This window comes from Opitutus terrae PB90-1, assembly GCF_000019965.1.
In the GTDB taxonomy this organism is placed as follows: domain Bacteria; phylum Verrucomicrobiota; class Verrucomicrobiia; order Opitutales; family Opitutaceae; genus Opitutus; species Opitutus terrae.
In genome coordinates, this window is record NC_010571.1 from 4,662,173 (window position 1) to 4,675,910 (window position 13,738).

Below are 13,738 nucleotides of genomic sequence, written 5' to 3' on the forward strand. Positions count from 1 at the left end.
TCGCTGTCGCGTGGCACTCCTGTGGCACGGGCGTCCCGCCCGTGATGCTCACTGCCAGCATTCACGGGCAAGATGCCCGTGCCACGCGCCGCTGGGTTTGCTGAGCGAACATGAGCCCGACGGTGTCGCGCTTCCGCGTTCTTGCTTCGTCCGCGATGGCTCACGAGACTCGGATTGCTGTGACCTTCAACGACTGGCAACAACTCGCCCCCGTCGCCGCCGCGCGCGAACTCCATCGCCGCGTCCGCAAATCGCTCCCGCGCGCCCAGCAGCGCGCCGCGATCGCTTCGCTGCGCCCGGAGGTGCAGCTGGCCGAGGTGTTCAGCCGCGCAGATCGCGCGGCGCCGTTGGGCGGCGTGCCGTTTTTCCTCAAAGATCTGTTCGACGTCGTCGGCCAGCCGACCGCCGCCGGTTCCAGTTTCCTGCCCGAGGTGCGGCCGATGCCCGCTCACGATAGCGCGATCGTCGAGAAGATGCGGCAAAACGGCGCCGTGCTCGCCGGCAAGACTCAGCTGCACGAGTTCGCCTACGGGATCACGGGGGAGAATCCACATCGTGGTGACTGCGAGCATCCGCATTTCCCCGGCCGAACGTCCGGCGGCTCGAGCAGCGGTTCGGCCGCGCTGGTCGCCGCGGAAATCACGCCCCTGGCCATCGGCACCGATACCGGCGGCTCCATTCGCGTACCCGCCGCGTTCTGCGGGCTGTACGGATTCCGACAGACCCCGCGCGATCCGCTGATCGCCGACGCTGTTCCACTCGCACCCAGCTTCGACACCGCGGGATGGTTCACCAAGCACAGCTCGGACATGGCTGCCACCTTGTCGGCGCTCGTCGGCAGTACGCCGGTCACAACCACACCGCGCGGCTGCTATCTGGAGTTCGGCCAACTCGACGCCGAGGTCGCCGCGGCCTGTGTGGCCGCGAGTGCACGTTTCGCGCCGGTAGCCGACCCTTCCACCGCGGCCGCGTTGCGGCAGGCGTTCGCGCCCGCGCTGGAGGCCTACCACCGGATCGTCGCCGCCGAGGCGTGGAGCTTTCACGCCGGATGGTTCGACCCATATCGCTCCCGGTACGATCCCGCCGTCGTGCAACGGCTGGAGCGCGGACGCACGTTGCCCGCCGCCGAGCTTGTGCAAGCGCGCGCCGACGTCGCGTCCGTGCAGGCCGCATGGGCGGAGTATTTTCAGCGTTTCGACTTCCTCGTGCTGCCGGCCACGCCGTGCGCAGCGCTCACCAAAGCGGACTGCACCGCGGCGAACCGCGCGCGACTGCTGACGCTGACCACGCCGGCGAGCGTGGGCGGGCTTCCGGTGTTAACGATTCCTGTTCCACTGCCCTCCGGCCTCACCACCGGGCTGCAGGTCATCGCTCCCGATCCGAAGAGCCCCGTCTTCTCCTGGGCGCTCGGCCAAGCCGCCTGACTCACTTCGCGCTTCGCCTCCGCCTCCGTCGGCGCGGGCTGGTTTCACGTAATACGTGAAACTAGCCGGTATCGTCATAACCCCAGCAGTCGGGTCACGTTGCCGCCCATCACGGTATCCGGCACACCCGCCGACTTGGCTTCGTCGAGCAGCCGCACCATCCCCGGCACGCGTTCGAGCTTCGGATACACGTTCAGCGGAAAATCCGAACCGAACAGCACACGCTCCGCCGGCACGACGGCAAGGAAGCGCCGCCAGATCGAGTCGTCGTACATCAGCGGCGAGGCGGCGGAATCATAGTAAACATTGCTCAATCGCGCCGCGGACGCGTCGCGCAGCGGCAGCAATCCGCCCCAATGCGCCAGGATGAAATTCACCGACGAACGCGCCTGCGCGAGGGCGGCGAAGTCTTCCAGCGGCGTTTCCACGCGCCCGGGATAATCGCGGCTGTTCGGATCCGTGACGTGCAACGTCACCGGTAGCCGGCGCTCGGCGGCGAACTCCAACACTGCACCGAATCCGTCGTCCGCCATCGTGTGCGCCTGCGCGTGCGGCGACAACTCGCCGATGCCCACCAAACCTTCCTCGGTCGCACGACGTAGCTCCGTGAGCACCGCTGCGCGACCCGCGCCGGGCTGCACCGTCGCGAACGCCGACAACCGGTCCGGATGCGCCCGCCCGCACTCTGCATAAAAGCGATTCTGCCAGGCGCAGGTCTCCGGTTTTGCCCAATACCAGCCGAGCAACACGGCGCGCGCCACCCCCGCGCGATCCATTTCGCGCAGCAGTTCGTCGGTGGAGGGAAAGCTCTGGACGGCACCGCCGTTCTTACGGCGACGCGTGCAGAGTCCGGCCCAGTCCGGTTCGCCCTGCGCCCGCGCCCATCCGGCAGGATCCCGGTTCGCCTCGGCGGGATAGAGATGCACGTGCGCGTCGATGATTCGCATTTTGAAGTCGTTCTCTTTCGCCGAATCGTTCTCGTTGCTCTCGTTCTTCCAAAGAGAACAAGAACGCCCCCAAGAACGAGAACGATTTTTCCGGCTCGAACCGCCACCATGCTGAACCGCTTCTTTCAACTCGACGCGAACCGCACCACGCTCGGCCGCGAACTTCAGGCCGGACTCACGACGTTCGCGGCGATGGCCTACATCCTGGCGGTGAACCCGGCGATCCTCTCTGCCACGGGCATGGACAAGCCCGCGCTCGTCACCGTCACCGCGATCACCGCCGCGCTCGCGACGACGATCATGGCGCTGCTCACCAACTACCCGATCGCGCTCGCGCCGGGCATGGGGATCAACGCGTTTTTCACCTACACGATCTGCCTCGCGAAGGGCGTGCCGTGGCCGGAGGCGCTCGGCATGGTGTTCGTCAACGGCGTGATCTTCCTCGTGCTGTCGGTCACCGGCGTCCGCGAGAAGATCATCGCGGCGATTCCGCACGCGCTGAAGATCGCGGTCACGTGCGGCATCGGACTCTTCATCGCTTTCATCGGACTCAAGAACGGAGGCGTGATCGTCGCGAATCCCGCCACGTTCGTCTCGCATGGCGACTTCGCCGCGCCACCCGTCGCGCTCTGCCTTGGCGGCATCGTGCTCACTGCGATTCTCGTGTCGCGCCGCGTACCCGGCGCGATCGTGCTCAGCATCGCGATCATCACCTTGGCCGGATTACTCGTCCCCGACGGTCAGGGCGGTGCGGTCACGCGATGGCCGGCGGATCTCGTCACCGCGCCGGCCTCGCCCGCGCCGGTGTTGCTCAAGCTGTCCTTCAACTTTCTCGCGAGCACCGATGCGCTCCTCGTGGCGCTCCCGCTGATCCTCACGCTGCTGCTGGTGGATATGTTCGACAACATCGGCACGTTGATTGGCGTCACGAAGCGCGCGGGTTTTCTCCGCCCTGACGGCACGCTGCCCAAAGCCGGCCGCGCCCTGATCGCCGATTCGGTCGCCACGCTCCTCAGCGCGCTCGCTGGAACCTCAACGGTCGTCAGCTACATCGAGTCAGCCTCTGGAGTCGAGGCGGGCGGTCGCACCGGACTCACCACGCTGACGACCGCCGCGCTCATGCTGCTCGCGCTGTTCTTCACGCCCCTGATTCTGATGGTGCCCGCCGTCGCTACGGCGCCCGCGCTCGTGATCGTCGGCGTGTTCATGATGCAGTCGGTGACCGAAATCGAAATGCGCGACTTTGCGATCGCCGCTCCCGCCGTGCTGACGATTCTGGCGATTCCCTTTACGTTCAGCATCGCCGAAGGCATCGGCCTGGGCCTGATCGTTGCCGCCGTCCTCGCGCTGACCACCGGTCAGCCCAAGAACATGACGCCCGTCGGCTACGCCGTAGCCGCGGTGTTCTTCCTCCAATTTTTCCGCATCTGGCCGTTCGGAGGGTAAGCGACATCTCATGCACTTGCGCGCATGAGCGCGCGGACGGGGATCGTCCTGGCCATCCGTTCCGTAACCGGCGCGGCTACGTTCGTCCGCCACGCGACCTACTCGAACAGCTTCACCAACTTCATCGCCTTCACGTCGACGAGGCCTTTGTCGGTTAGCCGGAAGTCCGGAATCACGGACAGCGGGAGCAGGTTGAAGCCCATGTAGGGCACCGTGCAGCCGAGCTTGGCCCACGCGCGCTTCAACTGCGTGGTGGCTTTCGCCACGACGGGGGCACGCTGGTCTGACAACAATCCCGCGACCGGCAGCGCAACGCTCGCCAGCACCTTGCCGCGCCGCACCGCGCACACGCCACCGCGCAACTTTTTCACCGTAGCCAATGCGATCTGCATGTCGGCTTCGCTCGTGCCGGCGAGCACGATGTTGTGGGCGTCGTGTCCGACGCTGCTCGCCACCGCGCCGTCCTGCAGTCCGAAATCCTTGAGCAACCCGTGCGCCACTCCGCCGTTCCGGCCATGTCGCTCGACCACCGTCAGGAAACACAGCCCTTGCGCCCGGAAATGCCCCGTCCAGTCCGCCCGCTGGGCGAGGCACACCTGCTCGCGCGCCGTCACGATTCCGGGCGGCACCACGCGGATCACGTTCGCAGTCACCTCGCGCGCCGGGAGCACCGGCGTCAGCTTCACCCGCTTCGGCACTTTCACCGTCCGATACGCCGCCGTGGGATAACGATACCGGCGGCTCAGCGCACGCTCGAGTACCGGGGTGATCTTTCGGCCCTCGACCACGAGTTCACCACCGTACCAGGTGTTCTGCACTTCGAGCTCGTCATTGACCAGCACGAGATCCGCGCGCCGCGCCGGCGCGAGTCCGCCAAATTCGCCGTCCTTCGCGTAGCGCGTCGCCGGGTGCAGTGAACCGAGGCTCCAGGCCGTCGGTCGCTTCAACCCAGCCGCGGCCGCCTGCCGGACCACCCAGTCCATGCCGAACAGAAACAGATCATCCGCATCGCGATCGTCAGTGCACACGCAGACCCGCTTCGGATTCGCACCCAGTTCAGTAATCGCCTTGATCGCCTGCGGCAGCGAATGCCACGGCGTCCGCGGATTGCCGCCCCGCAAGAAAACCCACACGCCGGCGTCGAGCAAATCGTCGCTGATCTCGCGGTCGATCGCCTCGTGCGTGTCCGTCACCCCGCTCGCGGCGTAAGCGGTGACGAACTCCCGGCCATAGACGTGCCCGCTGACCGGCCGCCCGCGTTGCAGCGCCTCGGCCAGAATCGCGTGGCTGCGCGCGTCGCCCAGCGCGACCGACACATAATCCATCTTTTCGCCGAGCGCCGCCGCCTCCGGCCAGCGATCGAAGATCCGGCCGATCTTGGCCGGGGTGAGATCGCCTCCTGCCGTCTCGAGCTGCGCGTTCGTCGCGGGCACCGTGCTCGGCACCGTCAGGAAAATCGACAGCGGCGCGCGGCGCGCGTCCTCCAGCATCCATTCCACGCCCGCCACGTCGCATACGTTCCCAATCTCGTGGCTGTCGCAGAACACCGTCGTCGTGCCGTTGAGCAACGCGGCTTCGGCGAACGCACACGCTGTCATCATGCTGCTCTCGATATGCACGTGCGGATCGACGAGCCCCGGCGCGAGGATCCCGCCGCGCACGTCGTAGATCGTGGTCCGCGTTTTCCCGGCGCCGGCGGCTGCCTTGAAGGTTCCGGCCGGTTTCACCGCCGCGATGCGGCCGCCTTTGATCCAAATCTCCCGGTCCGCGAGCATTCGCTCGGTGTAGGTCGACAGTACCCGACCGCCGGTGATCACCAGCTCGGGCGCCTCGCGTCCCCTCCCCACGGCGGCGAGCGAACGGGTCATGGTGTGCAGCGGGGCGACCGAAAATCGCGTCAGCATGGAACCGATTGAATCCAGCCTCCGTAAAAGCGAAAGCAAAAGCGCATCGCCGCGCCTGCTCCCCTCCGGCGCAGCCTTGCCCGGTTACGGTTTGGCGAACGGCGCCGCCGAACCCGTGCCCGCGCGCACCACCAGGATCGGCACCGTGGTGTTGTGCCGCACGCGCTCGATCGTGCTGCCCAGAAAGATGTCGCCGATCAGCTTGTGCCCGTGCGAGGTCATCGCGATCAGATCGCATTGCTGCGCCAGCGCCGTCTTCAGGATTTCCGTCGGCGGATTGCCCAGTGCGAGCTGGGTCGTCACCCGCAGTCCACCGCCGCGCAGCCGTTCCGCCACGCCTTCGAGATACGCCCGATCCGCGCGCATTTCATCGGACTCCGCCAGATGCAGCTGTTCGTAGTTGCGCGCGGCAAACCCATCCGCCACGTGCACCAGCAACAACTCCGAGCCGAGCTGTTGCGCCAGCTGTGCGATGTGCGGCACCAGCGTGTCGTCGGCGCGGCTGTTCTCGAGCGCTACGAGGATCTTTCGATACATGGGTGGCGGGGGCTGCAGGGAAAAACGCGCGCCGGTCGGGTGCCATCAGGCGGCACCGCCGGTGAGCCCGATGAAATCCAACAGCAGCTTCAGGTTCAAGACCACGATCACCGCGGCCGTCACCCACGCGAGTCCTTTCATCCAGCCGGGATTCGTGAAGTCGCCCATCTTCTTCCGATCACTGGTGAACATCACCAGCGGGATCACCGCGAACGGCAGCTGCAGGCTCAGCACGACCTGGCTGAACACCAGCAATCGCGCCGTGCCGCTCTCGCCATATAGCCCCGCCACGATCGCGGCCGGCACGATCGCGATCGCCCGCGTGATCAACCGTCGCAGCCACGGCCGCAGCCGCACGTTGAGGAAACCTTCCATCACGATCTGACCTGCAAGGGTGCCGGTGAGCGTCGAATTCTGCCCCGACGCCAGCAGCGCCACCGCGAACAGCACGCTGGCCGCGCCGACGCCGAGCATCGGCGAGAGCAGTTGATAAGCCTCGTGAATCTCCGCCACCTCGTGCCGGCCCTGGACGTGGAACGTCGCCGCGGCCACCACGAGGATCGAGGCGTTGATGAACAACGCGAACATCAGCGCCACGGTGGAATCGATCGTGGCGAACTTGATCGCCTCCCGCCGGCCGCCGGCCGTCTGCACGTAGCGCCGCGTCTGCACCACCGACGAGTGCAGATACAGGTTATGCGGCATCACCGTGGCGCCGAGGATTCCAATCGCGATGTAGAGCATCTCGGGGTTGCGCACGATCTCCAGAGTCGGCACGAAGCCGCCGAGGATGTCGCGCACCGCCGGTTTCGAAAACAGGATCTCGAGCCCGAAGCAGACGCCGATCAGCAGCACCAGCGAGATGACGAGCGCTTCGAGCCATCGGAAACCGCGGTGTGCCAGCCAAAGCACCATCAGCACGTCGAGCGCGGTGAGGCACACGCCCCACACCAGCGGAAGTCCGAACAGCAGGTTCAACGCGATCGCGGTGCCGATCACCTCCGCCAGGTCACACGCGCAGATCGCGATCTCGCAGAGCACCCACAGCGCCGCCGACACGGGCCGCGAATAATGATCCCGACACGCCTGCGCCAGGTCCCGGCCCGTCACAATCCCCAGCTTGGCACATAGCGACTGCAGCAGGATCGCCATCAGGTTCGAGAGCAGGATCACGCTCAGCAGCGTGTAGCCGAACCGCGAGCCGCCGGCCAAGTCGGTCGCCCAATTGCCCGGGTCCATGTAGCCGACCGCGACGAGATAGCCCGGCCCGGAGAAGGCGAGCAGCTTGCGCCAGAAGCCCGCACCTTCCGGCACCGGGATCGTGCCGTGCGCCTCCGGCAGGCTTCGTCCGCTCTTGCGCCGCCAGCCGCTGTCCGCGCTCACCGGCGGCGTGACGGGTGGAACCACAGGGGGCGAAGGCGGCACGATGCGATCCATGCGCCGGGCACTTCACGGGCTTATTTTGATTAGTCAAAATAAATCTTTTGATTGCGCGGCCAGCTGGCCGGCAGTATGTCGAAACCATGGCGTCGGTCGCGGTCGAAAATTACCTCAAGCACATCCTGCTCCTCGCGGAGGCGGAGGATCCGGCCGAGCTCGTCCCCATGGGCGCGCTCGCGTCCTCGCTGGCCGTCGTGCCGGGCACGGTCACGACCATGGTCAAGGCCCTCGCCGCCGAGGGGCTGGTCGAACATGAACCGCGTTCCGGCGTGCGCTTGACCGACTCGGGCCGGCGGCTCGCGCTCGACGTCATCCGCCGGCACCGGATCATCGAGACCTTCCTCGTCAACGTGCTGAAGATGGATTGGTCGAGCGTACATTCCGAGGCGGAGCAGTTGGAACACGTGATCTCCGAAGACGTGCTCGACCGGCTCGACGCGCTGCTCGGCCATCCGACCACGGATCCCCACGGCGACCCGATTCCCAGCGCCCAGGGCAAGCTCCGCTCGCAGATCTACGCCACGCTGGCCACCTGCGTCGTGCCGCGCTCCATGCGCATCGTGCGCATCGCGGATCAGTCCACCGAGTTCCTCCAGTTCGCCGAGCAGAACGCCTTGCTGCCGGGCAACACCGTGCGCGTGGTCGACCGCAACCTCGCCGCCGGGCTCGTTTCGTTGAAGCACGGCTCCGGCGAGCCCGTCCCGCTCAGCCTCACGGCCGCCGGCAAGATCCTGGTCGAGCCGGTGAAGTGACCCTGCTCGCGCCTACCAGCCCCAGTTCACGCGGAACACGTGCGTCCAGTCCGACGCGCGCGAATTGAGCCCGCGCAGCAGCTGGTAGTCGAACTGCAGCTGCTCGCTCCACTGCCAGAGCGCGCCGCCGCCAATCTGCCCCGCCCAGTCCGAGAATTTCGCCGAGTTCGCCTCGAGCAACGCCTCGCCGTAAAGCGTGATGCCGAACGGCAGCGGCCGTCCAATGTAGGCGCTCGTGAGCCAGTGCGAATCGTAGCCGTTGTCGGCGTCGTTGCGCACGAGATCCCACGAAGCCATCGCTCCGGCCGTGACGCCGGCGCCCAGATCCATCGCCCACGGCACAATGATCCCGCCTTCCACCGCATCCGTGCCCAGTCCGTCGCGGCTCGTCGGCAATTTCACATAGGGAATGATCGCGGCGGCGGCGCCCCATTCGGCATTCCGCCAGAAGGTCCATTTGGTGCGAAACGACAGGTCTCCCAACCCGGACGTCGAATCGCTGCCACCCTGGTATTTCAACTTGTACCGGTAAAAAAGATCAAACCCGACCTGGATATCCACGCTCGAGGTCAGCCCGGTGGACACGAGCGTCGAGGCAATCGCCGTCGCCGTGTAGGTGTTGCGGGCCTCCTCCGCCCGCCCCATCGCCAGTGTCAGCCCGTCCATTTCCACCAGGAACCGGCCCGGCGCGACCGTCTCCGGCGATTCCGTCACCTGCGCGGCGAGCGGCTGCGCGAATGCCCCGAGGAGCAATCCGGTAATCACCCAGCGGAGACGCACCAGCAGATTCATACGGCGGGCAAGTGAAGGCGTAATCTCCGACCAGTTGCCAGAACAAATCGGGTAATGGTGCGCGCACGTTGTTCGTGCCGCGACCGGCCACCGTCCGTCACCCGGCCGCCCTGCTTCGGCCGCCAGCGTTGCCGCCGCTTTCCCCCTTGCCGTCGCGCGGCGGAGCCGCGGACACTCGCCGCGATGTCGCTGTCGTTCTCCCGTTGCGTGGCCGGGATCGCCGCCGTTTTCTTCGGCGTCTTCCTCGTCTGGCCCATCCTGCAGATCATCAGCGGCGGGTTTGTGAACGCGGATGGCCGGTTCACGCTGGCCTATCTCAGCGCGCTGCTGGCCGATCCCATTTACCTGCGCGGGCTCGGCCACTCCGTCCTGCTCGGCGCCGCCACCACCGCCGCCGCCGTCCTGCTCGGACTGCCCCTCGCGTGGATCGGCGACCGCTTCCTCTACCCGGGCCAGCGTCTGCTCGGCGCGCTGGTGCTCGTGCCGATGATCCTGCCGCCGTTCGTCGGCGCGATCGGACTGAAACAGGTTTTCGGCCAATACGGCTCGTTCAATGCCCTGTTGATTGCGCTCGGGCTGCGCCCCGCCGGTTGGACGTTCGACTGGTTCGCGGTGAGCCCCTTCTGGGGCATCGTCGTGGCGCAGGCACTGTCGCTCTTCCCCATCATCTACCTGAACGCCGCCGCCGCGCTCGCGAACGTCGATCCCACGCTGGACGAGGCGGCGCAGAATCTGGGCTGCGCCGGCTGGCGCCGTTTCTTCCGCATCACGCTGCCGCTGATCCGACCGGGGCTGTTCGCAGGCGGCACGATCGTCTTCATCTGGGCGTTCACCGAGCTCGGCACGCCGCTGGTCTTCGATTACGCGCAGGTAACCAGCGTGCAGATCTACGACGGGCTGAAGGATCTCGGCGCGAATCCGTTTCCCTACGCCCTGGTCGCGGTGATGCTCGCCGCTTCGCTGGCGCTCTATGCGCTCGGCAAGGGGTTGTTCGGTCGCGGCGCTTACGCGGGCCTGGCGCGCGCGGGTGCCCCCCGCACCCCGCGCCGGCTGCCGCCGCGTCAAGCGGCCGCGTGCACCGCCGTGTTTGCCGGCGTCGTCTTCGTCGCGCTGCTGCCCCACTTTGGCGTGATCGCCGTGGCGTTTGCCCGCGACTGGTATGCGACGGTGCTGCCCCACGCGCTCACGCTCGACAACTTCGCACTCGCCCTGAGCCACGACCTCACCGTCAGCGCCATCGGCAACAGCTTGAAGTTCGCGGCCGCCGCGACGGTGATCGATCTCGGTCTTGGCGTCGCACTGGCCTACGTGATCGTTCGCTCGCGTTTCGCCGGCCGGCAACTGCTCGACGCGCTTGCGATGCTGCCCCTCGCGGTGCCGGGCATGGTGCTCGCCTTTGGTTATCTCGCCATGGCGCAGGAAGGCCGCTGGCTCTCCTTCCTCAATCCGGTGCGCGATCCCACGCTGTTGCTGATCGTGGCGTATTCCGTGCGACGACTGCCCTTCGTGGTACGCGCCGCCGCCGCGGGATTCCAGCAAACCAGCGTCACGCTCGAGGAGGCGGCGCGCAATCTCGGCGCGCCGCCGGCCCGCGCGGTCGTGCGCATCACCCTACCGCTGATCTCGGCCAATCTCATCGCCGGCGGCATGCTCGCGTTCGCGTTCGCCATGCTCGAGGTCAGCGACTCGCTCGTGCTCGCGCAGAAACAGGCGTTCTATCCGATCACGAAGGCGATTCTGGAACTCTTCCAGTTGCTCGGCGATGGCAAGTTCCTCGCCAGCGCGCTCGGAGTCTGGGCGATGATGTTCCTCGGGGTCACGCTCGCGGCGGTCAGCGTCTTCCTTGGCAAGCGGCTCGGCACGTTATTCCGCGTGTAGCACCGTCGCCAATTCGCGCCCGGCTCGTTGAGGCCTGGTGCGTGATCGGGCTGGGCCATCCGTGTCCGCAACCCGGCTACCTGCTATCGTCCCCACGCTCCCGCGTGAGCGGACGCGTGCGTCGCAATCCGACGCCAATCACGAACACGCCGACACCCAGCGCCGCCGTAAACACGAAATAGTGACCGCCCGCGTGCAGCCCGAGCGCCGTGATGAGCACCGGTGCAAAGCCCGCGAGGATCCGGCCGAGATTGTAGGCGGCGCCGGAAAGCATCGTCCGGTAGTGCGCAAATACCTCGTTGAAAAACGCGCCCATGAGCCCGAACGGAATGCCGTTCAACAGCGGCAGCACGAGGGCGAACGCGAGTTTCCGCTCGGGCCACGCACTCACCCACGCAAAAAGGGAGAGCGCCACGAGTGCGATGGCATAAATGACCAGCGCCGGCCGGACCCCCGCGCGCCGCACGACCCACGCGCCTAGCAGCATCCCCGGCGCAACGTTGAGCCAAAACAGCGCCGTATACCAGGCGGACTGCGGCAGCTCTTTCGCAAAGAAAACATTCACGGTGCCACTGGCGATCGTGAGGCTGGCGAGCCCCAAGCACTGCGCGAACGCCAGCGCCTCCCGCGCACCGAGCCGTCCGCCGGTATCGCCCGCCACGCGCAACGCGGCTCCGTTGGCCTCGCCGGCGCGCGTCGCCACGACGGCGTCAGCCGCCACCAGCCAACGCCAGCGCATCGCCGAGAGGAGCGTCACCGGCACGATCGACGCAGCGAACAACCACCGCCAGCCGACGACCGGCAGGGCATACCGCGCCGCCATCGCTGCGAGCAGCCCGCCGAGAATCGCAAACTGCAGCAGCGCGGCGTAGCGGTAACGGCGCTCCCGGCTCACCCGCTCGCTCATGAACGCGTGACTGATGCCCCACTCCGCCCCGAGCGCCAGCGATGCGGCCAGCCGGAATCCCAGCAGGCTCGCTTCGCTCCACGCCAGACTGATTCCGGAGATGCCGAGCACATACAGAACGAACACGGCCAGCATCATCCGCGCGCGACCCAATCGATCCGCGAGATAACCGAACAGCAGCGAGCCCGCCCCCACGCCCGCCAGTCCGGTAAACTGCAGCGCATCGCTCTGTGCCGCACTCAGCGCGAAGTGCGTCGCGAACGTCTTCTCGAGATAGATGAACAGATACAGGTCGTAGTAGTCGAAAAACAACCCGATGAACGCGGTCCAGTAGACGCGTTGCGGGGAAATGTCCTTCGCTTCCATGCCCGTCGTCGATGACAGGATCACCGCGCTCGCGCCAGCAACTATCGCGGCAGTCTTGCCGATGCGAAAGCGGCTGCCATCGTCGCGTCATGCATTGCCGCCCCTCTCGTTCAGTGCGGTCCCGCACGAGTCTCGCCTGCCGGGTCTTCGCGCTCCTGCTCGGGCTCGCCCTCGCCGCCGGCACGTGCGCTCGTTCGGCGCCCGCGGAGCAAGCTTTTCGGCTCATCGCGTACGCCAGCGGCCACACCGACTTCGCCCGGATCCCCGCCGCCAAGCTCACGCACGTGAACTACGCGTTCGCGCTGGTGAACGAACAGGCGGAGGTGTATTTCCGTTCGCCCGACTCGGCCGCCAGTCATCTCGCCGCGCTCACCGCGCTGAAGAAGGTGAATCCTCGCTTGAAGGTGCTCGTCTCGATCGGCGGCTGGGGCGCCGACCATTTTTCCGACGCGGCGCTCACCGCGGACACCCGCGCCCGGTTCGCGCGCACCGCCGTGGATCTCATGCGGCAGCACCACCTCGACGGGATCGACCTCGACTGGGAGTACCCGGGACATCCCGGTCCAGGCGGGCTCAAATTCCGCGCGGAGGACAAACAGAACTTCACGCTGCTGCTCCGCGCCTGCCGCACCGCGCTCGATGCGGCGAGCGCCGCCGACCAGCGCGCCGCCGGTGATCACTACCTGCTCACGATCGCGAGCTCGGACGGCGACTACTTCGATCGGACCGAGATGTCCTCGCTGCATGCCGAGCTGGATTGGATCAACGTGATGACCTACGACCGCACGGGCGAGTGGTCGAAGACGACCGGACACCACGCGAGCCTGTTCGCGAGCAAGGACGCACCGACGGCGCCAAGCACCGATTCCGCCGTCCAACAGCACCTCGGCGCCGGCATTCCGCCCGCGAAAATCGTGGTGGGCGCCGCGTTTTACGGGCGCGGCTGGACCGGTGTTGGGCAGCAGGCGCACGGGTTGTTGCAACCGGCGGAGCAGCCGATCGACGGCAACCTGTCGTACGCGCGGCTCGCGCGCGAATTCATCGGCCGCGATGGCTACGAGCGCCACTGGGATTCCGATGCGCAGGCGGCGTTTCTGTGGAATCCGACGACGGGCACCTTCATCACCTACGAAGATCCAGCGGCGCTGCGCGCGAAAGCCAACTACGTGAAGCAGCATCGGCTCGGCGGCGTGATGTTTTGGGAGCAGGCGCACGATCCCGACGGCGTGCTCGTTGAGGCGCTACACGCAACGTTGCTGGCCGCCGCGCCGTCCGGCGCAGTCGCCGCGCCCTAAGCCCGGAAAGCGATCCGCTCCGCTTGCGGCGAGCCGCACGCCACTGCGTT

Annotated in this window: 11 protein-coding genes; 5 read left to right on the forward strand and 6 right to left on the reverse strand. The window is 66.9% G+C overall.

What is annotated here, in order from left to right:
- The first annotated feature begins 155 nt into the window (after window positions 1-155).
- Window positions 156-1,424: an amidase gene (locus OTER_RS18085; protein ID WP_012376387.1), complete on the forward strand. Its 1,269-nt coding sequence runs from the start codon at window positions 156-158 to the stop codon at window positions 1,422-1,424.
- Between the two features lie 74 nt (window positions 1,425-1,498).
- On the opposite strand, the gene OTER_RS18090 is transcribed toward OTER_RS18085, so the two are convergent.
- Complete coding sequence (locus tag OTER_RS18090; RefSeq protein WP_012376388.1) at window positions 1,499-2,371, reverse strand: amidohydrolase family protein; 873 nt, start codon at window positions 2,369-2,371, stop codon at window positions 1,499-1,501.
- Window positions 2,372-2,479: 108 nt separating this feature from the next.
- Between OTER_RS18090 and OTER_RS18095 the strand changes: the two genes are divergently transcribed.
- Window positions 2,480-3,817 carry an NCS2 family permease gene (locus OTER_RS18095; RefSeq protein ID WP_012376389.1) on the forward strand — a complete coding sequence of 446 codons (1,338 nt, stop codon included), beginning with the start codon at window positions 2,480-2,482 and terminating at the stop codon, window positions 3,815-3,817.
- A gap of 98 nt (window positions 3,818-3,915) precedes the next feature.
- Here OTER_RS18095 and OTER_RS18100 read toward each other — a convergent pair whose 3' ends face one another.
- From OTER_RS18100 to OTER_RS18110, 3 genes are all read right to left on the reverse strand, one after another.
- The gene (locus OTER_RS18100) at window positions 3,916-5,721 is read right to left on the reverse strand and encodes an adenine deaminase (protein ID WP_012376390.1); all 1,806 of its coding nucleotides are present in this window, start codon (window positions 5,719-5,721) and stop codon (window positions 3,916-3,918) included.
- An 84-nt stretch (window positions 5,722-5,805) separates the two neighbouring features.
- Window positions 5,806-6,258, reverse strand: coding sequence for a universal stress protein (locus tag OTER_RS18105; protein ID WP_012376391.1), 453 nt, complete (start codon window positions 6,256-6,258; stop codon window positions 5,806-5,808).
- A gap of 45 nt (window positions 6,259-6,303) precedes the next feature.
- Window positions 6,304-7,695: an Nramp family divalent metal transporter gene (locus OTER_RS18110; protein ID WP_012376392.1), complete on the reverse strand. Its 1,392-nt coding sequence runs from the start codon at window positions 7,693-7,695 to the stop codon at window positions 6,304-6,306.
- Between the two features lie 86 nt (window positions 7,696-7,781).
- Here OTER_RS18110 and OTER_RS18115 point away from each other — a divergent pair, with 86 nt between their 5' ends.
- The gene (locus tag OTER_RS18115; protein WP_012376393.1) at window positions 7,782-8,450 is read left to right on the forward strand and encodes a metal-dependent transcriptional regulator; all 669 of its coding nucleotides are present in this window, start codon (window positions 7,782-7,784) and stop codon (window positions 8,448-8,450) included.
- Between the two features lie 12 nt (window positions 8,451-8,462).
- Here the strand turns inward: OTER_RS18115 and OTER_RS18120 are convergent, their stop codons facing one another.
- Entirely contained in the window at window positions 8,463-9,242 is a 780-nt protein-coding gene (locus OTER_RS18120; protein WP_012376394.1) for a transporter, read from the reverse strand.
- Between the two features lie 183 nt (window positions 9,243-9,425).
- On the opposite strand from OTER_RS18120, the gene OTER_RS18125 reads away from it, so the two are divergent.
- Window positions 9,426-11,120, forward strand: coding sequence for an ABC transporter permease (locus tag OTER_RS18125; RefSeq protein ID WP_012376395.1), 1,695 nt, complete (start codon window positions 9,426-9,428; stop codon window positions 11,118-11,120).
- 76 nt (window positions 11,121-11,196) lie between these two features.
- Here the strand turns inward: OTER_RS18125 and OTER_RS18130 are convergent, their stop codons facing one another.
- Window positions 11,197-12,417, reverse strand: coding sequence for an MFS transporter (locus OTER_RS18130; RefSeq protein WP_148218172.1), 1,221 nt, complete (start codon window positions 12,415-12,417; stop codon window positions 11,197-11,199).
- Window positions 12,418-12,506: 89 nt separating this feature from the next.
- On the opposite strand from OTER_RS18130, the gene OTER_RS18135 reads away from it, so the two are divergent.
- Window positions 12,507-13,688, forward strand: coding sequence for a glycoside hydrolase family 18 protein (locus OTER_RS18135; RefSeq protein ID WP_044891869.1), 1,182 nt, complete (start codon window positions 12,507-12,509; stop codon window positions 13,686-13,688).
- Window positions 13,689-13,738 lie beyond the last annotated feature (50 nt).